This is a genomic window from Acinetobacter sp. YH12097, assembly GCF_013419225.1.
GTDB classification, from domain to species: domain Bacteria; phylum Pseudomonadota; class Gammaproteobacteria; order Pseudomonadales; family Moraxellaceae; genus Acinetobacter; species Acinetobacter amyesii.
This window is the reverse complement of sequence record NZ_VPAN01000007.1, coordinates 74,926-95,911: the sequence shown is the minus strand read 5'-3', so window position 1 is coordinate 95,911 and position 20,986 is coordinate 74,926. Positions and strand designations below refer to the sequence as shown.

Annotated in this window: 18 protein-coding genes; 12 read left to right on the top strand and 6 right to left on the bottom strand. The window is 42.5% G+C overall.

Features of this window, described 5'->3' with window-relative positions; translation table 11 throughout:
* Window positions 1-336: 336 nt before the first annotated feature.
* The gene (locus FTU37_RS05225) at window positions 337-2,160 is read right to left on the bottom strand and encodes an acyl-CoA dehydrogenase C-terminal domain-containing protein (protein ID WP_180123928.1); all 1,824 of its coding nucleotides are present in this window, start codon (window positions 2,158-2,160) and stop codon (window positions 337-339) included.
* Between the two features lie 230 nt (window positions 2,161-2,390).
* On the opposite strand from FTU37_RS05225, the gene FTU37_RS05220 reads away from it, so the two are divergent.
* Window positions 2,391-4,901 carry a hypothetical protein gene (locus FTU37_RS05220; protein ID WP_180123927.1) on the top strand — a complete coding sequence of 837 codons (2,511 nt, stop codon included), beginning with the start codon at window positions 2,391-2,393 and terminating at the stop codon, window positions 4,899-4,901.
* An 85-nt stretch (window positions 4,902-4,986) separates the two neighbouring features.
* Here the strand turns inward: FTU37_RS05220 and aroE are convergent, their stop codons facing one another.
* From aroE to hemF, 3 genes are all read right to left on the bottom strand, one after another.
* Complete coding sequence (gene aroE / locus FTU37_RS05215) at window positions 4,987-5,775, bottom strand: shikimate dehydrogenase (protein ID WP_180123926.1); 789 nt, start codon at window positions 5,773-5,775, stop codon at window positions 4,987-4,989.
* Window positions 5,776-5,877: 102 nt separating this feature from the next.
* Entirely contained in the window at window positions 5,878-6,099 is a 222-nt protein-coding gene (locus FTU37_RS05210) for a hypothetical protein (RefSeq protein WP_078189308.1), read from the bottom strand.
* 231 nt (window positions 6,100-6,330) lie between these two features.
* The gene (gene hemF / locus FTU37_RS05205) at window positions 6,331-7,272 is read right to left on the bottom strand and encodes an oxygen-dependent coproporphyrinogen oxidase (RefSeq protein WP_180123925.1); all 942 of its coding nucleotides are present in this window, start codon (window positions 7,270-7,272) and stop codon (window positions 6,331-6,333) included.
* 276 nt (window positions 7,273-7,548) lie between these two features.
* Between hemF and hemN the strand changes: the two genes are divergently transcribed.
* Window positions 7,549-8,922, top strand: coding sequence for an oxygen-independent coproporphyrinogen III oxidase (gene hemN / locus FTU37_RS05200; RefSeq protein WP_180123924.1), 1,374 nt, complete (start codon window positions 7,549-7,551; stop codon window positions 8,920-8,922).
* Between the two features lie 95 nt (window positions 8,923-9,017).
* On the opposite strand, the gene ribA is transcribed toward hemN, so the two are convergent.
* On the bottom strand, window positions 9,018-9,620 hold the full coding sequence (gene ribA / locus FTU37_RS05195; RefSeq protein WP_168379100.1) for a GTP cyclohydrolase II: 603 nt from the start codon (window positions 9,618-9,620) through the stop codon (window positions 9,018-9,020).
* 311 nt (window positions 9,621-9,931) lie between these two features.
* On the opposite strand from ribA, the gene dxs reads away from it, so the two are divergent.
* The 8 genes from dxs to FTU37_RS05155 all read left to right on the top strand — a co-directional run bounded on the left by dxs (window position 9,932) and on the right by FTU37_RS05155 (window position 18,690).
* Entirely contained in the window at window positions 9,932-11,842 is a 1,911-nt protein-coding gene (gene dxs, locus FTU37_RS05190) for a 1-deoxy-D-xylulose-5-phosphate synthase (RefSeq protein ID WP_180123923.1), read from the top strand.
* A gap of 113 nt (window positions 11,843-11,955) precedes the next feature.
* A complete protein-coding gene (locus FTU37_RS05185) occupies window positions 11,956-12,786 on the top strand; it encodes an inositol monophosphatase family protein (protein WP_078189303.1) in 831 nt (276 codons plus the stop codon).
* A 457-nt stretch (window positions 12,787-13,243) separates the two neighbouring features.
* Window positions 13,244-15,055, top strand: a complete 1,812-nt coding sequence (locus tag FTU37_RS05180) for a DEAD/DEAH box helicase (protein ID WP_078189302.1) — start codon at window positions 13,244-13,246, stop codon at window positions 15,053-15,055.
* A gap of 407 nt (window positions 15,056-15,462) precedes the next feature.
* Complete coding sequence (locus FTU37_RS05175; protein WP_111885426.1) at window positions 15,463-16,281, top strand: ABC transporter ATP-binding protein; 819 nt, start codon at window positions 15,463-15,465, stop codon at window positions 16,279-16,281.
* Window positions 16,278-17,057 carry a lipid asymmetry maintenance ABC transporter permease subunit MlaE gene (mlaE, locus tag FTU37_RS05170; RefSeq protein WP_078189301.1) on the top strand — a complete coding sequence of 260 codons (780 nt, stop codon included), beginning with the start codon at window positions 16,278-16,280 and terminating at the stop codon, window positions 17,055-17,057. The genes FTU37_RS05175 and mlaE overlap by 4 nt, the downstream gene beginning before the upstream one ends.
* Window positions 17,057-17,737: an outer membrane lipid asymmetry maintenance protein MlaD gene (locus FTU37_RS05165; protein WP_180024337.1), complete on the top strand. Its 681-nt coding sequence runs from the start codon at window positions 17,057-17,059 to the stop codon at window positions 17,735-17,737. The genes mlaE and FTU37_RS05165 overlap by 1 nt, the downstream gene beginning before the upstream one ends.
* A gap of 17 nt (window positions 17,738-17,754) precedes the next feature.
* Window positions 17,755-18,390, top strand: coding sequence for a phospholipid-binding protein MlaC (locus FTU37_RS05160; RefSeq protein ID WP_078189299.1), 636 nt, complete (start codon window positions 17,755-17,757; stop codon window positions 18,388-18,390).
* A gap of 39 nt (window positions 18,391-18,429) precedes the next feature.
* Window positions 18,430-18,690 (top strand): lipid asymmetry maintenance protein MlaB, encoded by a 261-nt coding sequence (locus tag FTU37_RS05155; RefSeq protein ID WP_218945760.1) that lies wholly within the window; start codon window positions 18,430-18,432, stop codon window positions 18,688-18,690.
* A 78-nt stretch (window positions 18,691-18,768) separates the two neighbouring features.
* Here FTU37_RS05155 and FTU37_RS05150 read toward each other — a convergent pair whose 3' ends face one another.
* The gene (locus FTU37_RS05150) at window positions 18,769-19,782 is read right to left on the bottom strand and encodes a CorA family divalent cation transporter (protein WP_078189297.1); all 1,014 of its coding nucleotides are present in this window, start codon (window positions 19,780-19,782) and stop codon (window positions 18,769-18,771) included.
* Window positions 19,783-19,937: 155 nt separating this feature from the next.
* Here FTU37_RS05150 and FTU37_RS05145 point away from each other — a divergent pair, with 155 nt between their 5' ends.
* Together FTU37_RS05145 and FTU37_RS05140 are read left to right on the top strand one after the other, a co-directional pair.
* Window positions 19,938-20,543, top strand: a complete 606-nt coding sequence (locus FTU37_RS05145; protein WP_180073425.1) for a TIGR00730 family Rossman fold protein — start codon at window positions 19,938-19,940, stop codon at window positions 20,541-20,543.
* Window positions 20,543-20,950, top strand: coding sequence for an NUDIX domain-containing protein (locus tag FTU37_RS05140; protein ID WP_180059170.1), 408 nt, complete (start codon window positions 20,543-20,545; stop codon window positions 20,948-20,950). Before FTU37_RS05145 ends, FTU37_RS05140 begins: the two co-directional genes overlap by 1 nt.
* The last annotated feature ends 36 nt before the right edge of the window (window positions 20,951-20,986 follow it).

Sequence of the window (20,986 nt, the reverse complement as noted above, 5' to 3'; positions counted from 1 at the left end):
TCTCTATGAATCAATGAAGTCATCATAGGGGGAGGCAGTGGAGAAGATATGAAGTTGTATGAGATACAAATGTAAAGCTAAAATCATCGAGTGAAATTTACTTTAAGTATTTAATATTTATTAAATAAAATTATTTTTTTGGTGGTAAAGTGTTCTATTTTTTTTTGAAAAATACAACAATATTTCTCCATATAAAGTTCATCTTTATACATTGTTATTACCTCATGAAGAAATTAAGAATGCTGCTCATTATCGCTATAGATGAAAATTAAAAGAGAAGACAAAAAAGACCGCCGAAGCGGTCTTTTTATAGAGTCATTTAACTCGGTTTAAAGCTTAGTAGTCAAAGCTAAAGTGTTCAGGAGCCAAAGAAGTCATAGTCTTCGATGGGTTAACCATTGCTTCAGCATGACCTTGTGAACGTGGTAATAGACGTTCAAAGTAGAAGTCAGCAACTTTGATTTTTGCTTTATAGAACTCAGGAACTTCTGCACCATTGCCTTCTGCTAATTTTTCAGAAGCTACGGCAGCTTGTTGTGCCCAGAAATAAGCCATCATCACGTAGCCAGAGAACATTAAGAAATCGACAGAAGCAGAAGATACGATGTCACGGTCTTTACGTGCTGCAAGCATGATACGAACCGTTAATGCATTCCACTGTGCGCAAAGCTTCGTTAAGTCCCACGCAAAACGACGCATGTATTTGTTACGTGCATGTTGACCACAGAACTTCAAGATTTCAGCTGTGTAGTCACGAATCACTTTACCTTTAGAGGTCAACAGAACTTTACGACCAATCAAGTCTAGTGCTTGAACGCCTGTTGTGCCTTCGTAGAGAGTAGAGATACGTGAGTCACGAACAATTTGTTCCATGCCCCATTCTTTAATATAACCATGACCACCGTATACTTGCATACCATGGTTTGCAGCTTCATAACCCATTTCGGTTAAGAAACCTTTGAGAATCGGGGTGTAGAAGCCTAAGTGGTCATCATGTGCTTCAAACGCTGCTGTATCACCGCGGGTTAAAGCATCAGTCATTTTGTCCGCAATTTGAGCTGCATAGTAAATCATTGAACGGCCGCCTTCAGCGATCGCTTTTTGAGTTAAAAGCATACGACGTACGTCTGCATGGTGAATAATCGCATCGGCTACTTTTTCAGGATCTTTTTTACCTGAAAGTGCGCGCATAGACATACGTTCTTTGGCATATGGAAGAGCGCCTTGGAATGCCAATTCAGCATGTGCAATGCCTTGAATTGCTGTACCAATACGTGCAGTGTTCATAAAGGTGAACATTGCGTGTAGGCCTTTGTGTTTTTCACCGATCAAGTAACCAATCGCATTGTCAAAGTTCAACACAGCTGTTGCTGAAGCACGGATCCCCATTTTGTGTTCAATCGAACCACAAGTCACTGGGTTGCGTTCGCCCACTGAACCGTCTGCATTCACAAGGAATTTTGGAACGATGAACAATGAAATCCCTTTAGTACCTGCAGGAGCATCTGGAAGACGTGCAAGAACGATATGTACGATGTTCTCTGTTAAATCATGCTCACCCGCAGAGATGAAGATTTTTGTACCAGAAATTGCATAGCTACCATCAGCTTGAGGTTCCGCTTTGGTTTTTACCTGACCTAAGTCAGTACCGCATTGAGGTTCAGTTAAGCACATGGTGCCTGACCAAGTTCCAGCAACAAGGTTCGGTAAATATTGGTTTTTCTGTTCTTCTGAACCAAATTGTAGAATGGTATTGATACAACCTACGCTTAGACCCGGATACATTTGGAATGACCAGTTTGCTGTACCCATCATTTCAGATTTGATGAGATTCAACGACTGTGGCAAGTTTTGACCGCCAAATTCTTCAGGGAAAGACAGACCTTGCCAGCCACCCTGTACAAATTGGTCATAGGCTTCTTTAAACCCTTTTGGTGTTTTCACATCACCATTTTCAAAATGACAGCCTTCTTCATCACCCGTTTGGTTTAAAGGTGAAAGGATGTTTTCACAAAAATCCGCTGCACCTTCTAAAATCATGTCGACAGTATCTGCATCAGCAGCTTCACCATTAGACAAAGTTTTGTAGTGTGCTGGGTAATCGAGCACTTCATTCATTAAGAAACGAATATCGTGTAAAGGCGCTTTATATGCAGGCATAGTCTTAATCCTAATATCTAAATTTTTTTGGATTATCTGTATTGATGATTTGATTATTCATAATTTCATCCAAAAAACATTGATGAATACGCCCTTAAAAAATGTCAGAAAGGCGAATTGTAATATTTAACCAACATGTGAAAAGTAAACTTCTGATAGACTGGGTGTTGATCTTTTGATCATTTTTTTCTTTTAATAAATCATAAAGAACTTAGGTCTTTCGTACAATTATGCGATTAAAATATATAACACTTTGTTTACTGGGTTTGAGTATTACTGGGTGTGCTCAACATGTCATAAAAACCAATTCAACAGAGCAGTCTCTCGGGCAACAAGCCACTCAAGGCTTAAACGCAATGTTTGAAAATGCCAGTTATGACATGAAAGGGCAATTTTCAATTCAGACCGATATTCAGTTTGATGAAAAAAAGCCTGAAACCAAGTCAAAGCCTGCAACTATTACACAGCCAGAGCTGGATCCTAAACTTAAAAAACAACTGGATCAGTTGATTAAAACCCAAAATATTCCATTTAGCCAAAAAGAAAAGAAACAGCTCTATCAAGCGATTGCCAATGAATCGATCCCACCATCAGCGCGCTATAGCGATGAAGATGATGGCGTTTCTCCGCAATCCAAAATTGCACAATCACTACTGAATGTGTTGAATGATTTACAGTTTAGCTATAGCGGTTCAGTACATTTTAGAGAAAAACTTGCTGCCTTAACCTTACAACTGAGTTATCAAAAACCGACTTTGCAGGTGAATGCACAGTTGCCGATGATCATTGATTTTAATCAACATAAATTTTATACCAACTACTTTGCGTTCATGCCGTTTATGGTAAATCGTGAAAGCCAAAGCAGCTTGGCTTATGTGGATTTTTCAAAACATAAAGAGACGATTGCCCAGTACGATTTGAAAAAATTTGCTGACTATTTAAAACAAATGAATGCTTTGCCCTATGTCTTGGCAGAGCCGAATCAAGTGCAAAATATTGCTTTAACACGTGATGAAAAAAATGCAGGGCTGACTAAAAAAATCCGCTATGTGGGTGATCTCGATGCGCTATACACCCAGCTTGAACTTTTTGATTTTGTGAACGCCAACTATTACACCACGCAAATCAAAGGTCAGCGCAATAGTGACGCTGAGCAAGATGAATCTGTGGACGCTGCTGTGCATCTCAGTGCTTCCGAAGAGGCGATGGCTGCGGCTGAAGCGGCGGGAGGGACTGCAGTAGCGGCAGCAGCTGAGGATGAAGACTATGATGCGGCTTATGCATCTGTAGAACGTGTGAATGAGCTGCTCAATGCGAAAATGCATGGCCTGATGTATCACCAACATGAAACGGAAGACGAACAAACGTCTTCTGCCGCTGAATCTGCTGAATACGCGATCGATACTGCAAGTGCATATGCGGAGGCGACCGCGGGTGATGACGAAGAAACCTATAGTTCGGATACTGAAGTAACCGAAGCTTATGCGGCTTCAGAAGAAGATGATGAAACAGCGAATTTATCTGAGGAAGTCTGTCAGGCCTTGATGAACACCAAACAGGTGCCGATTGGTAAAGTCACACTGTGTCAGGATTATCAAGATGTTCGAGTGATACCGCTGCAAGCAGATTCTGTACCATCGGCCTCTGCTGCGGACGCATCCAATACAGATTCTGAGATTGCGGACGCTGTTGAGCAGTTAAAGCCGGTATTCCAGCAATATCAAAGTGAACAACTTATCGATGTAAAACAATTTCAGCAATTATGGCAAAAGCATCAAGCTGAAATTGCGCAGGTGCTGAATGCACAGGATAAATCATCTTCGAATGTTGTGATGGATGTAGGCTTAGATCACAAAGGCCGCGTCCAAGTAATGGACTATCAATTGGCCTTTAATGAGCCACGTTTAGGTCAATTAAAGCTGAAAAGTAGCAACCAAATCTTGAATTATGGCAATGCGACTAAAATTGATCGTCAAGCCATGAAACAGGCAAAATCCATTGAGGAAGTCAGTAAAGATTCACTCTTTGAAAATATGTTGAAAGGCCTGCTTGCGCCAATCACGGGAAATGATCCTCTGCTTGCTGAAGCAGAAACTGCATCGGTTGATGATGTCCGTGCTGCAAATGAAGAAATCGAACTTCCTGAATATCTCAGTACTGTGGCATTGCAAAGTTATAAACGTCATCAATCTGAAGTGAAAGCCTATCAAGCGGCATTTGTCGTGGCATTTGCTAACTATCGCGCTCAGTATGTGCGTTATTACTCAGCCAATGATTTGAATGAAATTGCAGAAGTTTATGCATATCGATTTGTTGATGGCTTAAAAGAACCAACAGGCAATGCGCTGAAGCGTTTAAATCAATTACGTGATAAGCATGCTTTGCATCGCTATCAAGACTTTGATGACTTAGGTTCTTCGGTCAACCATTATGTACAGTCAGGAATTGGCGAGTACAAAGCTCAGGTTGAATGGAAGCAGTTGCAAAAAACCTATAAGACTGATCAGGCGATATTTGCACATTTATATCAACAAAACTTTTTAGCCAGTTATGAACTGGAAGGAACTAAAAAAGCGCATTTGGTGAAAGCATCAAAAATCTATGCGCAAGCCTTTGCTGATGATATCAAAGGAAAATTATCAGAAGCGTCATTACAAGGCCTAACAGCAGAACACGAAGAGTTGTTCAGCCAATCGGCTTATTATGAAACCTATAAGGCCATTCAAAAACACAAGAACTAAGTCGGATCAAAAAAGAACCTCGATTGAGGTTCTTTTTTTAGGTGTTTCGACTGCTCAGAAAGTGAATTGAGCAAATCATTTTGAATTATAGAAAGTCTTTTAGATCAGGTTTGACACCATTCCAAATGGAAAAAGATTCGATCGCTTGACCAACCAACATGCCAAAACCTTCTGAGGTTGGAACATGGCGTGCTTTGGCTTGATCCAAAAATGTCGACGGTTTGCCATAGGCCATTTCATAGGCGTGGGTGAATTGTAAAGCTTCAGGCAAAATTAGCGGATCACCCGTTAAACTGGCCGATGTTGCGTTAATCACCAGATCAAATTGACCTGCTAAGTCGGCGAGGGCAATGGCTACAAGTTCGGCATTGGGGACAGCAGTTTTTAAGTCAGCGACCAATTGTTCAGCACGCGCTAAAGTACGGTTGGCAATGACGATTTTTTTGGCCCCAGCTTGTACCAGCGGATAAATCACGCCACGTGTTGCACCACCTGCACCAATGATCAATATATCGCTCTGTTCTAAATTCCAATCTAAGGCATGAATGGCATTCACCAAGCCTTGACCATCAGTATTATCACCGTGTAATTGACCATCTTGCATCCAAAGTGTATTGACCGCACCTGCAATTTTGGCACGTTCAGTAAGCACGGTACATTGTGCATACGCTTGTTCTTTAAACGGAACAGTGACATTCATACCTATACCACCTTCGGCAAAGAAGGATTCGACACTGTGCTGAAAACCATCAAGTGGCGCAAGTCGTTTGCTGTACTGAATGTCGAGGCCTGTTTTTTCAGCGAAGGCATGATGAAGTTCAGGTGAGCGTGATTGTTCAATCGGGTTGCCAATCACGGCAAATTGTTTGCTCATTGCACAGCGTCCATGTAGATGTGAAAGAGCAGACAATATACGCCAAAACCGAAGATGGCTAAAGTTCGGGCAGTCTTAAAATCGTGAAATAAAGGAGGAAAATTAAGGATTACAAATATCTAAGACGCTTTGAATCAAGATGCTGGCAGCACTGATGACTAAACCAATCAAGGCAACCACCATGAAGCCAATAGCCAAATTGTCATTCAAAGACGTTTCGGAAAAAATATTAGTACTGATAGCGCTGATCAGCACAACAGCAAAGCTCCAAAACACCAAGGCAGTAAGACTAACTGCTTTTTTATTGAGTGTTTGATGTGTCATGTGCGTTGTACTCCGTACAAGAAAGTTACAGCCATGAGTTTATTGACACATTGTGCAATGACATAGCGTAAAGCTGTTTAAAAGATGTGTCATTGTTGAGCAATATGATTACAAAGTAAATGCTTAAAAAATTTATTTATGCATCAAGATATTACCTAGAAATATAAATACTTTAATTAAAAGGCAATGAAAAGCCCCTGATGGACAGAGGCAAATACATGTCTATCTATTTTATTTCAATATATTAAGCCAATCATGCGGTTTTAAATAAAAGTCGGTGAGCTTTTTCTCTGGAGAATTTTCTTCCCATTCAGGACGATACGACCAGCCTGCCAAGGGTGGCATACTCACTAAAATGGATTCAATACGTCCACCAGTTTGTAAACCAAATAAGGTGCCACGGTCATACACTAGGTTATATTCAACGTAACGACCACGACGGTAAAGTTGGAAGTCTCGTTGTGCTTCGTTATAGGCTTTGTCTTGATTTCTTTGGAAGATCGGTAAAATCGCCTCTAAATAACCATTACCCACGGCCTGCATATATTTGAAACAGGTTTCAAAGTCCCATTGGTTGAGGTCGTCAAAGAATAAACCACCCACACCACGTTGTTCATCACGGTGTTTGAGATAGAAATAGTCATCACACCATTTTTTATGTTCATCATAGAGCGTATCGCTAAATGGGGCACAGAGATCATGGGCAGTTTGATGCCAAGACAAGACATCTTCATCATTTGGATAAAATGGGGTGAGGTCAAAACCACCACCAAACCACCAAATCGGATCTTGGCCTTCTTTTTCGGCGACAAATAAACGCACATTGGCATGTGAGGTTGGGACGTTGGGGTTTTTCGGGTGAATTACCAATGACACGCCCATGGCTTGCGCTTTTGCACCTGCAATAGCGGGATGGCGTTCAGTCGCTGAGGCAGGTAATTTTGAAATGTTGATGTGCGAGAACATCACACCACCTTTTTCAATCACCGTCCCATTTTGTAGAACACGTGAGCGACCACCACCACCTTCAGGGCGCTCCCAGTCATCGATCGCAAATTCGGCACTTCCGCCACCAGCACGTTCTTGCTGTTCCAATGCGGCACAAATCCGTGCCTGTAAATCGCGAAGGAATTCATCTACACGTTGAATATCGGCTGAAGTTGGATTCTGCATGGTGACCTTTATTAAAATAATTTAAAGATAAGTGTCATCAAAACATAAATTACGTGAAAACTTAAGGCATTTTTCCCGATACTCAGCATCGGATCTTTGCTTTAAATCTAGAAATTTAGCGATTAAACCAAAAGTTCCTGCGTAGTGAGCAGAAGTACTCAGGCTGAAATTAGGGCTATTCCGACAAATTTGCTAGGTTGAATTCACTTCTGAAGCTCAGCACAATAATCATCAGGTAGATTTAAATTGAATCTCATTGATTGAAATGGTGCATCGATGTCTCAGCAGGCGAGTTCTTTAATTCAAAAATACAATGTACCAGGTCCACGCTATACCAGTTATCCAACCGTACCTTATTGGGAGGAAGCTGAGTTTTCATTGCAACAGTGGAAACAGGGATTGAAGCGTTCATTTGATGAGACCAATCACAGCGAAGGCATTAGTCTGTACATCCATTTACCATTTTGTGAAAGCTTATGTACGTTCTGTGGCTGCCATAAAAAAGTCACAAAAAAACATGAGATGGAGCTGCCTTATATTCAGGCGGTGCTGAAAGAATGGGACTTATATTGTCAACTCTTGGTTGATCGGCCAATAATTAAAGAAATTCATTTGGGCGGGGGAACACCTACCTTTTTTTCTCCTGAGCATCTCACCCAGTTGATTCAAGGCGTTCTTGCGCAGGCGGATATTGCCGATGCGCATGAATTTAGCTTTGAAGGGCATCCGAACAATACTACACGTGAGCATTTACAAGCCTTGTACGATGTTGGGTTTCGACGCGTGAGCTATGGGGTACAGGATTATAATGAAAAGGTGCAAAAAGCCATCCACCGTATTCAGCCCTTTGCACATGTAGAGCAGGTGACACAGTGGGCACGTGATATTGGCTATACCTCTATTTCCCATGACTTGGTTTTTGGTCTGCCATTTCAGGATTTAAACGATGTGCTGCATACCATTGAACAGACCACTCGTTTGATGCCAGATCGTTTAGCCTTTTATAGCTATGCACATGTGCCGTGGATTAAGGGCAATGGTCAGCGTGGTTTTAAAGATGCCGATGTCCCGAAAGATGATTTAAAGCGTCAATGCTATGAAGAAGGTAAAAAACAGCTACTAGCGCAGGGCTATCATGAAATTGGGATGGATCATTTTGCATTAACCCAAGATCCGATGTATCAAGCTTTTCAGCAGGGCAGTTTGCACCGTAATTTTATGGGCTATACCGCATCGAAAACCCAACTGATGATTGGTCTCGGCTTATCTTCGATCAGTGATAGTTGGTACAGCTTTGCACAAAATGAAAAGAAAATTGAAGACTATTATTCACGTTTAGAGCAAAACCAAATTCCTGTTTATCGAGGTCATGTGCTGACTGAAGAAGACTTGATTATCCGTAAACATATTCTGAATTTGATGTGTACATTCCATACTTCGTGGGCAAATACAGACATGCAATTTCCAGAAATTGATGAAGTGGTTGCACAATTAACAGAAATGCAGGCGGATGGATTATTAGAGTTGGGTGATCAGAGCATCCAAATTACCGAAAAAGGCAAACCTTTTGTACGTAATATCTGCATGGCTTTTGACTTAAGGTTAAAACGCCGTGTGCCGGAAAATCGTATTTTTTCGATGACGATTTGAATTTCCCCTAACCCCTCTTTATTTAAAGAGGGGAAAGCCTCCCTTTTGTAAAGGGAGGTTTGGAGGGATTTATAGATGGAGAATTTAAAGGACTTTTAAAAATCGTCCTTTTGATACATATGCGACATACGATCATGTTTGGTTTTTAAATATTGTTCGTTAAAGGGATTTAAACCCACAGTCAGCGGAACACGATCAACGACATTCACGCCTTGCTCTTGGAGCGCTTCAATTTTTAATGGGTTATTGGTAATGAGACGCACCGCAGTAATGTTGAGATGATTCAACATGATAGGGCACATATCATAACGACGTGCATCGGCAGGAAGATCCAATAATAAATTGGCATCCACTGTGTCATGGCCTTGGTCTTGTAGGGCATAAGCACGGATTTTATTGGTTAAACCAATACCGCGACCTTCTTGACGTAAATATAAAATCACCCCTTGACCCGCTTCATTAATTAATTTTTGGGTGGCTTGAAGTTGTGGGCCGCAGTCACATTTGAGTGAAGCGAAGGCATCACCGGTCAGGCATTCGGAGTGGATACGTACTAAAACAGGTTCAGTGGGAGCTTGTTCTAGTCCTTTAGAGAGTGCGACATGTTCTTCACCGGTTTCAGGATCCTGAAAAACCGTAATATTGAATTCACCAAAAGCGGTCGGTAATCTTGACGTTGCGACAAATTCTATAGGCACTGCTTAACCCGTTTATTCGATTATAAATTGGCTAAAGTATAGCGTAATGCTTGGACATTGGTAGAATTGCAACGACGAATTTATGCAGAACATTTTCTTTTTTGTATAAAGCGAACGATAATAGTTGATAAATAGGAAGATTATTCAGGATAATCTGACTCATTCAAAATCTCCCCAACGAGATCATTGCTAAAAATTACATCGCTACAAGTTTGGCTGATTGTAAGGTGATACAATTCGACGATATGATCGAGTTACCCATTTAGACCGAGCTTAGGAATTTGCCAGGCTTTAGAAGGCTTTGCCACATTATGCTGTATAAAGAAATACCATCTCAACGCCCTGTAACACCGTTGCTGGATACGATTAACCATCCTCAACAACTTCGTTTACTCGAGCGCAGCCAATTAGAGCAAGTGGCGGATGAGTTACGTCAATTTATTTTGTATGCGGCCGGACAAAGTGGTGGGCATTTTGGTGCCAATCTTGGGGTGATCGAATTAACCGTGGCATTACATTACTGTTTTGAAACGCCACGTGATCGTCTGATTTGGGATGTGGGTCATCAAGCCTATCCGCATAAAGCCTTGACCGGTCGTCGTGAACAATTAGTGACGATTCGTGCCAAAGATGGTTTGGCTGCGTTTCCTGCCCGTGAAGAATCTGAATTTGACACCTTTGGCGTAGGCCATTCATCAACAGCGATTTCTGCTGGTCTTGGGATGTCATTGGCACGTCGCTTCAAGCAAGATCCCTGTCATGTGGTTGCAATCGTGGGTGATGGCGCGATGACAGCGGGCATGGCTTTTGAAGCCATGAACGATGCGGTGGCACACAATGCTGACCTTATGGTGGTATTGAACGACAACGATATGTCGATTTCATGCAGTACCGGTGGTTTTGCCAAGCATTTGGCTGCGATTTGGGAAAGTGGTCAATCGGTTAATATTTCTGAAAGTGGCGAAGCCTATATTCAACCGCATCCTGAATGGGCGTATAACTCACGCCTACATTGTGCTGCGACCGATGCTGCAGATAACTTATTTAAAGCCATTGGCTTTGACTACTTTGGTCCTTTTGATGGGCACGATGTTGAACAATTAACAAATGTGTTTGAAGCCTTAAAAAAACGCACAGGCCCACGTTTAGTGCATGTCTATACCAAAAAAGGTAAAGGCTTTGCACCTGCCGAAGCAGATCAAATCAAATACCATGCCATCAGTAAAGTGAATGCACCCGTTGCAGTGGCAACTGCACCGAAATATTCAGATGTTTTTGGTCAGTGGTTATGTGATGAAGCTGCACAGGATGATCGTTTATTGGCGATTACCCCAGCGATGTGTGAAGGTTCAGGCATGGTGCAATTTGCCAAGCAGTTTCCTGAGCGTTTCTTTGATGTTGCCATTGCAGAACAACATGCGGTGACTTTGGCTGCGGGGATGGCCTGTGAAGGGGTAAAACCGGTTGTTGCAATCTATTCAACCTTCTTACAACGTGGTTATGATCAACTGATTCATGACGTCGCTTTGCAAAATCTTGATGTGACATTTGGTATCGACCGTGCAGGTTTGGTTGGTGAAGATGGCCCAACGCATGCCGGTGCATATGATTATGCCTTTATGCGTACCGTGCCAAACATGGTGATCATGGCGCCGAAAGACGAAAATGAATGTCGTCAAATGTTGCATACGGCTTATTTGTATAAAGGCCCAGCGGCGGTACGTTACCCACGTGGTAATGGACTGGGTGTTGAGATTCAGCAAGAGATGACCGAGCTTGAAATTGGCCGTGGTGAAATTCTTGCAAACTTCAATGATCAGCAAGATGACACCATTTCTATTCTGGCTTTCGGTAGTCGTGTTCAAGCGGCACTAGAGGCAGGACAGGCTTTAGCGACAAAGCTAGATGTGGCTGTACGTGTGATTAATATGCGCTTCGTGAAGCCATTAGATACACAGTTGATCGATCAAATCGCAGCAAGTACGCAACTGTTTGTGACAGTTGAAGAGCATGCAGTCATGGCGGGTGCGGGCAGTGCAGTAAATGAATATTTAGCCCAAGCAGGCGTGGTTAAGCCTGTGCTGAATTTAGGTTTGGCTGACGAGTTCATGCATCAAGCAACACATGCTCAAATGTTGCATCAGGCTGGACTGGATGCTGAAGGCATTAGCGCTTCAGTGACACAGAGCTGGCTAAAACATAAGCAAACCGTGGTTTGTTGAATTTCTAATTTTTAGAAACATTTTTTTCCCTAAAAGCCCTTATATTTGATAAGATATAAGGGCTTTTATGCATTATTCTTTATCAGTATCTTCAAATTTGTAGTGGGTGTTCAATGGAACCTATGGTGGTTATGGCTGCGCGTGCGGCTCAATTAGTTGGTCAAGAGCTTTTAAAAGCGCATCAAAATCGTCATAAACTCGATCTACAAGTCGAAGAAAAAGGAATTGATGGTCCAGTAACGCGTGTAGACCGTTATTTGGAACAATTGACTATCGATACCCTACGTAAAAGCTATAAAAATCACAGTTTCCTAGGCGAAGAGTTTGGTCTTCAAGAAGGCAAAGGTCACGACGCTGATTGGTGTTGGATCATCGACCCACTTGATGGCACATTAAACTTTGTCAATGGTGTTCCACATTTCTGTATCTCTATTGCAGTTCAACATAAAGGTGTAACTCAACACGGTGTTATTTATGACCCTGTGAAAGATGAGTTGTTCTCTGCAAGCCGTGGTCGCGGTGCGATGATGAACCAACGCCGTATTCGTGTAAATGTAAAAGACAGCTTAGAAAACACTTTCCTTTCAGTGGGTCATGCGTATCGTAAAATTCGTAATGGCGAAGTGGTTTCTTATGCGAAAAACCATTTCAACTCATTGTTAAATGTGACTGAAGCCGGTGCTCAATACCGTCGTTCAGGTTCTGCTGCTCTTGATCTAGCATATGTTGCTGCAGGTCGTTTCGATGGTTATTTCGAACTTGGTTTGAAACCTTGGGACATTGCTGCGGGTGAACTTATTGTGAAAGAAGCGGGTGGTACTGTGGTTGATGCTCGTGGTGGTAACGACTCAATGGACAATGGTCAAGTACTTGCATGTTCTATGAAAATGCTTAAACCGCTTATGCAAGCTGTAGTTCCAGCTTGGGGCGAAGCTGCTAAATAATAGAACGCTTAGTTCGAGTTTATTGACAGAATAATGAAATAAAGCCCTCTTTATGAGGGCTTTATTTTTGTCTAATCGGTCAAAAATAATGGCTTAAACACCTATAACTTAAAGCTTCTTACAAAAAATATTCTGAAGTTGACTAAAACAGGTGACATTTAAAAACTTTCTGCTATAATCCCCGCACGCACTAAATTTCGTTCATTACCTGAACATTCTCTTCTATCATTGTGTATGCGCGTTCCGGTCCAAAGAGAGGACGATATTTCGCGCCCCACCCAATCGCTAAGCGATTCCTTCAGGTTGCGGCTGTAATCATGTGTGCGTTATACGCATCGTCGTTCTCGGATCGCCGCTGATTCTATATTTTCAGCGTCTTTTGCTGTGCCGCTTTTTGCCGATGTCCATCTGAATTTATATTTTTAATGGAGCACCCATTTTTGGGGTGAAATACTCTATGAGCAAAACTTTTGCTGATTTTCCTTTACATGAGTCGTTACAACTAGCATTACAAGGTCTAGGTTTTACTACTCCGACTCCAGTGCAAGAACAATCAATTCCAGCTGCATTAGAAGGTAAAGACCTTCTTGTATCAAGCCAAACTGGTTCTGGTAAAACTGCTGCATTCTTACTCCCAACTGTGAATGCTTTGGCTGGTCAAGACACATTGATGTCTTTCAAAGAGCGCATGAAAGCGGTAACTGCACCGTCTATTCTTGTACTTTGCCCTACACGTGAATTGGCTCAACAGGTTAGCCAAGACGCAATTGCTTTAGTACGTCACATGAAAGGTGTTCGTATTGCTGCAATTATGGGTGGTATGCCTTTCGGTAAACAAATCCAACAGCTTAAAGGTGCACAAGTTGTCGTAGCGACTCCAGGTCGTTTACTTGACTTGGTTAACCGTCGTCAAATTAAATTAGACAACGTTGATGCGTTAATTGTTGACGAAGCTGATCGTATGCTTGACTTAGGTTTCTCTGAAGACCTAGAAGCGATCAGCGACTTGGCTGCTAACCGTAAACAAACATTAATGTTCTCTGCAACATTTGCGCCGCGTATCATTACACTTGCAGAACGCATGATGAATGATCCACAGCGTATTGCGATTGAAACTGGTCATTCTACAAATACTGACATTACTCAGACACTTCACTGGACTGACGGTTTCGAACACAAGAAAAAACTTTTGACTCACTGGTTATCTGATGAGTCTGTAGACCAAGCAGTTGTATTCGCATCTACTCAAGAAGATACAGATATGTTGGCTGAAGAACTTGCAGAAGCAGGTCACTCAGTTGTCGCTCTTCACGGTGCAATGCCACAAACTGTACGTAACCGTCGTTTACGTAGCATTCGTGAAGGTCGTGCAAAAATCTTAGTTGCGACTGACGTTGCTGCACGTGGTCTAGACGTACCAACTATTTCTCACGTAATTAACTTCGGTCTTCCAATGAAGAACGAAGACTATGTACACCGTATCGGTCGTACAGGTCGTGCGGGCCGTACTGGTAACGCGATTACTTTAGCGACTTACCGTGAACGCGGTAAAATCCGTGCTTTAGAAGACTTCTTAGATGCACGTTTAAATGTATCTGAAATTGAAGGTCTTGAGCCATCTCCACCTCCTGCACGTGGTAGCCGTGATGGCGGTCGTGGTCGTCGTGATGGCGGTCGCGGTGGTCGTGGTGGTTTCGGTGGCGGTCGTCGTTTTGAAGGTGAATCAAACTTCAAACGTCGTGAAGGCAACCGTGATGGCGAACGTCGTTCATTCGGTGGCGAAGATCGTCCACGTCGCGAATACAACAACGATCGTCCACGTCGTGAAGGCGGTTTCGAAGATCGTCCACGTCGCGAATTTAACAACGATCGTCCACGTCGTGAAGGCGGTTTCGAAGATCGTCCACGTCGCGAATTTAACAACGATCGTCCACGTCGTGAAGGCGGTTTTGAAGATCGTCCACGTCGCGAATTTAACAGCGATCGTCCACGTCGTGAAGGTGGTTTTGACCGTCGTTCGAACGATGACAACCGTGGTAACCGTGTAGACTACAAACCAGCTCGTGAAGGTTATGGCGATCGTCCAAAACGTTCATTTGGTGAAGATCGTCCACGTCGTGAATTCAACGGTGACCGTCCTCAACGTTCATTTGGTGAAGATCGTCCAAAACGTTTCGGCGATGACCGTCCAAAACGTTTCGGTGATGATAAACCACGTGGCGAACGCACTTTCGGTGAAGATCGTCCACGTCGTAAATTCAATGACTAATTGAATTTCGAAAGAAATATCGAAAAAACCGGTGGAAACACCGGTTTTTTTTATGGATTTAAATTAGCTTTTTAATCAGAAAAATGTATACTTGATCAAACTTTATGTGTTTAATGATAATTAATTTGAACGGAAACGCGTTGGCAAATATGCGTACAGTGATGATCGAGGTACTTATGCCTTATATCGGTTTGACACTCTTATTGTGTAATATCGTTTACTATATATACAATTATTTTAACTAAATTCTTCTATTGGGTTGAAAACACCCTTTATAAAATCGCATTAATAATAAAAAACAATTTACCTGATGGAATGCAGGGATATGCGCTCATGCAATGGTAACATTTTAAACTTCAATCCTTTATAGTATGCATGCTGAAAAAAATGCAGGAAAATCCTCAGCTATGAATAATCAAACGTCTTCTCAGACTCAGGCACTGATCGAAGTGAAAAACCTGAGTTTTAAGCGAGGAGAGCGCGTCATTTATGACAATGTCAGTTTAAAAATTCGTCGTGGTCAGATCACTGCAATTATGGGTCCATCTGGTACAGGTAAAACGACTTTACTCCGTTTAATTGGTGGTCAATTGACTCCCGATAATGGAGAAGTGTTGCTTGATGGGCAGGACATTGCACAGATGTCACGTCAGGAGCTCTTCGCTGCGCGTGCGCGTATGGGGATGTTGTTTCAGAGCGGCGCATTATTTACCGATATGTCGGTATACGAAAACGTAGCCTTTCCCATTCGTGCGCATACCAAGTTGCCAGAGCATTTGATCGCTGAAATTGTTGCGTTGAAATTAGAGTCTGTTGGTTTACGCGGTGCAGAACAAATGATGCCTTCTGAACTTTCAGGTGGTATGAATCGTCGTGTGGCTTTGGCCCGTGCAATTGCACTCGATCCTGAGCTGATCATGTATGACGAACCCTTTGCAGGGCAGGACCCGATTGTGATGGGGGTTTTAACCCGCTTGATTCGTTCGCTACGTGAAGCTTTAGATTTAACCACCATTATTGTCTCGCATGATGTAGCTGAAACCTTATCAATTGCAGATTACATCTATGTGGTGGCTGAAGGGAAAGTGCAGGGCGAGGGAACACCTGAGCAGTTAAAAGCACATGCTTCGCCTTTTGTGAAGCAGTTCTTGACGGGTTCGGTAGAAGGTCCGGTCGATTATCAATTCAGTCATCAGCCCTATTTAAATCATGAGGTTCGTTCATGAATGCTATTGCCGCATTAGGTAGACGCGTCATTGAACGTGTTCGAGGAATCGGCGTAGCAACCATTATGTTGCTGCAGATTCTTTTTTCCATGCCGACTTTACTTGGCGTGAAATTGTTTATTTATCAGATGTACCGTGTTGGTGTGCTTTCATTACTGATTATTGTGGTATCTGGCTTATTTATTGGCTCGGTACTGGGTTTGCAGATGTATAGCATTCTGTCGACCTTTGGTAGTGAAGCGATGCTCGGCACAGCCGTTGCACTGACTTTACTGCGTGAACTTGCACCTGTGGTTGCGGCTTTACTCTTTGCAGGTCGTGCAGGTTCTGCTTTGACGGCTGAAATTGGTTTGATGAAAGCCACTGAGCAGTTGTCGAGTATGGAAATGATCGGGGTCGATCCATTAAAACGAGTGATCTCGCCTCGACTTTGGGCTGGTATTTTTAGCTTGCCAATGTTGTCGGTGATTTTCGCTGCGGTCGGCATCATGGGCGGTAAATTGGTGGGTGTTGATTTTTTAGGTGCAGATGAAGGCTCTTATTGGAGTGGCATCGAGAACAGTGTGCAATTCTTTAAAGACGTCTTTAATGGCACCATCATCAAAAGTTTTGTTTTTGCATTAATTTGTACATGGATTGCGGTCTATCAGGGTTATGCCTGTGTCCCAACTTCAGAAGGTATTGCAACGTCGACCACACGTACAGTCGTGTATTCTTCGTTGTGTGTTTTAGGATCAGATTTCGTGTTGACTGCGGTCATGTTCGGAGGTATTTAATGAAATCACGTACGAGTGAACTGGCCGTCGGTTTTTTTGTCATTCTTTTTGCTATCGCTATTTTCTTCTTGGCGATGCGTGTGAGTGGTTTGGTCGGCAATAACATCGAAGACAGTTATGAATTGACCGCGACATTTGAAAATGTAAACGGGATTAAACCCCGTGCCAAAGTCACCTTAAGCGGTGTCAAAGTCGGTCAAGTGGAATCGTTGAAACTCGATCCTGTGACGCGTTTAGTGACAGCACATCTGATTATGGATGGCTCATTAACCTCTTATAACGCAGAACAATTAAAAGAAGTGCAAAAGAATGCACTCGAAGAGCTGCGTTACACATCAGACTATGAAGCAGCAACACCTGCGAAACAAAAAGAAATGGAACAGCAACTGATTGCTAACATGAAATCCATCACCAATATCGATGAAGATGCTTACATTATGGTCGCAACCAATGGTTTATTGGGCGAGAAATATTTGAAAATTGTACCGGGTGGTGGTGTCAACTTCTTAAAACGTGGTGACCAAATTGGTAATACCCAAGGTACGATGGAAATCGAAGATTTGGTGTCTAAATTTGTGACCGGTGGTGCAGGGAACAAATCTGACAACACAGCAGATGCTGAACAAAAAACAGAAGCTGCTGACACAACAACGGCAGAAGAACCTGCATTTGTTGAATAATTTTTAGGAGAAATTAAGTGAACACATTGTTAAAACATACGCTTACAGCAAGTATCTTATCAACTATGATGGCAGGTACAGCTTTTGCTGCTCCAAGCGAAGCACCACCTGCATTTGTAAAAAAAGTGGCTGATGGCCTCATTACACGTTTAAAAGCAGACCACGCAAAACTACAAAATAACCCTGCGGCTGTGAAAACGATTGTTCGTCAAAACTTAGACCCGTATATCGATTCACAAGCGTTCACACGTATCGTGATGGGTACGTATGCAACGAATCAATACAGCTCAGCGGCTCAACGTGCGCAGTTTGAACGTAACTTCCGTGCAACACTGATCGAAAACTATGGTTCAGCTTTTGCCAAGTTTAGTAACCAAACATATAGCATGCGTCCATATAAAGCATCGAACAGTAAGAACCCTGTTGTAACGATTGATTTCCATAACAACGGTGAAAAAATTCCAGTTTCTTTCCAGTTGGCGGATAAAGGTTCACAATGGAAAATCCGTAATATCAACGTTTCGGGTATCGACCTAGGCTTACAATTCCGTAATCAGTTTGCGGCAACTGTAAAACGTAATGGCGGTAACATTGATAAAGCAATTGCGAATTTCAAACCTGATGCTGATGCAGCATTGGACAAGAAAAAATAAGATAGGTGATGTGTGATTAAACTTCATCAACAAGAATTGATGGTTTCAGGCAAAATCGATTACAACAATGCCGAATTGTACTATCAAGACGGCTTGAAATTGATTCAACAACAGCAAGCTTTTCCCTTGGTGGTCAATCTTGCTGAGCTTGAGCATGGCAGTACTTTGGCTTTAGCTGTTTTGGTCCGTTGGTTACGTCAAACGCCAAAAGCGCAAGGTTTGCAGTTTAAAGCAGTCCCTGAAAAAATGATGAAGATTATTCAAGCTTGTCATCTTGAGCATGACTTGCAATTGATCTAAATAAAAAAAGCACCGTAAGGTGCTTTTTTTATTTCAGCGGGATAAGAAACTCTCGCAAGTCTACGCAATAGGAACGGATTAAATCCATTTCTTCCAGCGGAAGTACATCAATGGGCCAATAAAGAATGCCACGATGATTAAGCTGACCACGATAAAACTGGTCGTACCATGCGCGAATGGCAGTACGTCGGTGTTCATCCCATAGACACTGGCCACTAACATCGGTGGCGCAAGCATACTTGGTAAAATCGAGAATCGACGAATCGTATCATTCTGTTCGGTGTTAATGAATCCAGAGGTGGTATCCAGTAAGAATCGAACCTTTTGGAACAAGAAGGCATCATGCTCAACAAGAGAGCGTACGTCTTCGCTGAGTTCTCGGATGTCGGCATCATAAATATGACTGCCCAATGCGCGAGGACGTGACAGGAAGGTGAGAACACGACGTAAGTCGATCAGACACAGCTGAGCTTTCCCGAGCATATCTTCTAAATGCGCAAGTCGGGTAATCATGTCATCTAAGTCTAAAATCATCTCACGATGACGGTTATTCAGTACTTCTGTGGAATACTTTTCTAAGTCCTTGTGGATATCTTCCAAGATATCCGCAAGTTCATCGAGTTTGGCTTCTAAAAGACCCAATAAAATCCAAGTTGGATCTTTATAGTCAATTTCATAATCATTACGACGCGCGCGGGCACGAAAGGCACGGAAAGCCACCAGCTTTTCACCCCGTAAAGTGAATAAGCGTTCTTTATGCAAAATAAAGGCAACCGTTTGTACGGTAGCTAAGGTGCTGGCATTTTCTTCGGGTTCGCCATCGACCTGAAAATTTTTATTTTTCGTTAAAAAATAGGTGCTGATGTGCAAAATACCGTCGTCATCACGGTAGAATCGTGCACTCGACGAAATATCTTCTAATGATTTTAATGTAGGTAAATTTTGATCATAGGCATCCATAATCCATTGCTGCTCTTCCTGAGACGGGGCAATGAGATCGAGCCAGACTAAATCCTGATGTAAATCGAAGTCACCATTGATGGTGACATCTTCCAGGCTACCGCGCTCTGTGGCGTAAAAGGCTTCAAGCATGTTGTCTTTTCCCCTTGCGCAGTAAGTTAAAAATGAATGGGTGTATTTTAGACAAGGATTTGCTGAAAAACACTGTTCTAATGCTTATTTTATGAAAAAATCTGTTTAAAGTTGATTTTTCCAGCATAGCGTTCCTGATCTGATGGTGATTATAAATGAAATCTATCGCAATTTTCTGTGGTTCCGCCCTTGGTAACAATCCTGCCTATTTACAGGTGGCTGAAAAAGTCGGTCGTCATTTAGCGGCACGAGGCATCACACTGGTCTATGGTGGTGGTCGTTCAGGTTTGATGGGTGTTGTGGCAGATAGTGCTTTGCGTGCAGGTGGGCAAGTCATTGGGGTGATTCCAAAAGTCTTGGTCGATAAAGAATTGGCACATCCAGATTTAACCGAATTGCATGTGGTAGAAAATATGCAACAACGGAAAACCAAAATGTCTGAACTCTCGGATGGTTTTGTGGCGATTCCAGGTGGAGCAGGGACTTTAGAGGAAATTTTTGAGCAGTGGACGTGGGCTCAATTGGGCATTCATTTAAAGCCATGTGCCTTTCTCAATGTAGATGGTTTTTATGACGATTTATTGAATTTTCTAAAAACAACTGCAGAAAAAGGCTTTACCCATCCGCGTTTTATCGAAGGCTTAATTACAGAAGATAATATTGAAACGATTGTTGAAAAGTTTCAACATTTCACTGCGCCAGAGCCGAAATGGGGCATGGTTGAACGTACAGCCTTTATCACCGATTTGGAACAAGATTGATGAAAACTATCACTGTTGCCGCAGCCATTATTCTAAATGAACAGCATGAACTTTTAGTGGTTCGTAAAAAACACACGGCATTCTTTATGCAAGTGGGTGGCAAGTTAGAACCCAATGAAGCCCCTGAAATCACCATGCTACGTGAAATTCAGGAAGAAATTGGCTGCGCTGCGCAGATTGAACAATTCATTGGTCGTTTTGAAACGGCCGCTGCGAACGAAGCCGATCATCTACTGGTGAGTTATGTCTATCTGGTCCAGTTGCAAGGTGAACCGAAAATTGATGCAGAAATTGCAGCAATGCAATGGGTCAGCTTGGATGATACACAGACAAAACTCGCACCTTTAACACGTGAGGTGGTGATTCCTTGGGTGAAGCAGCAGGCGCGATCTCTTGTTGAAAGCTAAACCGCTTCGCTTGCTCAGTTTCTTTATTAGTGGTTG

What these genes read in the sequence shown, in the direction of transcription:
- FTU37_RS05185 (WP_078189303.1), top strand. Translation starts at nt 11,956, where the DNA reads ATGGAACCTATGGTGGTTATGGCTGCGCGTGCGGCTCAATTAGTTGGT.
- mlaE (WP_078189301.1), top strand. Translation starts at nt 16,278, where the DNA reads ATGAATGCTATTGCCGCATTAGGTAGACGCGTCATTGAACGTGTTCGA.
- aroE (WP_180123926.1), bottom strand. Translation starts at nt 5,775, where the DNA reads ATGAGCAAACAATTTGCCGTGATTGGCAACCCGATTGAACAATCACGC.
- FTU37_RS05145 (WP_180073425.1), top strand. Translation starts at nt 19,938, where the DNA reads ATGAAATCTATCGCAATTTTCTGTGGTTCCGCCCTTGGTAACAATCCT.
- hemN (WP_180123924.1), top strand. Translation starts at nt 7,549, where the DNA reads ATGTCTCAGCAGGCGAGTTCTTTAATTCAAAAATACAATGTACCAGGT.
- FTU37_RS05165 (WP_180024337.1), top strand. Translation starts at nt 17,057, where the DNA reads ATGAAATCACGTACGAGTGAACTGGCCGTCGGTTTTTTTGTCATTCTT.
- dxs (WP_180123923.1), top strand. Translation starts at nt 9,932, where the DNA reads ATGCTGTATAAAGAAATACCATCTCAACGCCCTGTAACACCGTTGCTG.
- FTU37_RS05175 (WP_111885426.1), top strand. Translation starts at nt 15,463, where the DNA reads ATGAATAATCAAACGTCTTCTCAGACTCAGGCACTGATCGAAGTGAAA.
- FTU37_RS05140 (WP_180059170.1), top strand. Translation starts at nt 20,543, where the DNA reads ATGAAAACTATCACTGTTGCCGCAGCCATTATTCTAAATGAACAGCAT.
- hemF (WP_180123925.1), bottom strand. Translation starts at nt 7,272, where the DNA reads ATGCAGAATCCAACTTCAGCCGATATTCAACGTGTAGATGAATTCCTT.
- FTU37_RS05155 (WP_218945760.1), top strand. Translation starts at nt 18,430, where the DNA reads ATGGTTTCAGGCAAAATCGATTACAACAATGCCGAATTGTACTATCAA.
- FTU37_RS05210 (WP_078189308.1), bottom strand. Translation starts at nt 6,099, where the DNA reads ATGACACATCAAACACTCAATAAAAAAGCAGTTAGTCTTACTGCCTTG.
- FTU37_RS05225 (WP_180123928.1), bottom strand. Translation starts at nt 2,160, where the DNA reads ATGCCTGCATATAAAGCGCCTTTACACGATATTCGTTTCTTAATGAAT.
- FTU37_RS05180 (WP_078189302.1), top strand. Translation starts at nt 13,244, where the DNA reads ATGAGCAAAACTTTTGCTGATTTTCCTTTACATGAGTCGTTACAACTA.
- FTU37_RS05220 (WP_180123927.1), top strand. Translation starts at nt 2,391, where the DNA reads ATGCGATTAAAATATATAACACTTTGTTTACTGGGTTTGAGTATTACT.
- FTU37_RS05150 (WP_078189297.1), bottom strand. Translation starts at nt 19,782, where the DNA reads ATGCTTGAAGCCTTTTACGCCACAGAGCGCGGTAGCCTGGAAGATGTC.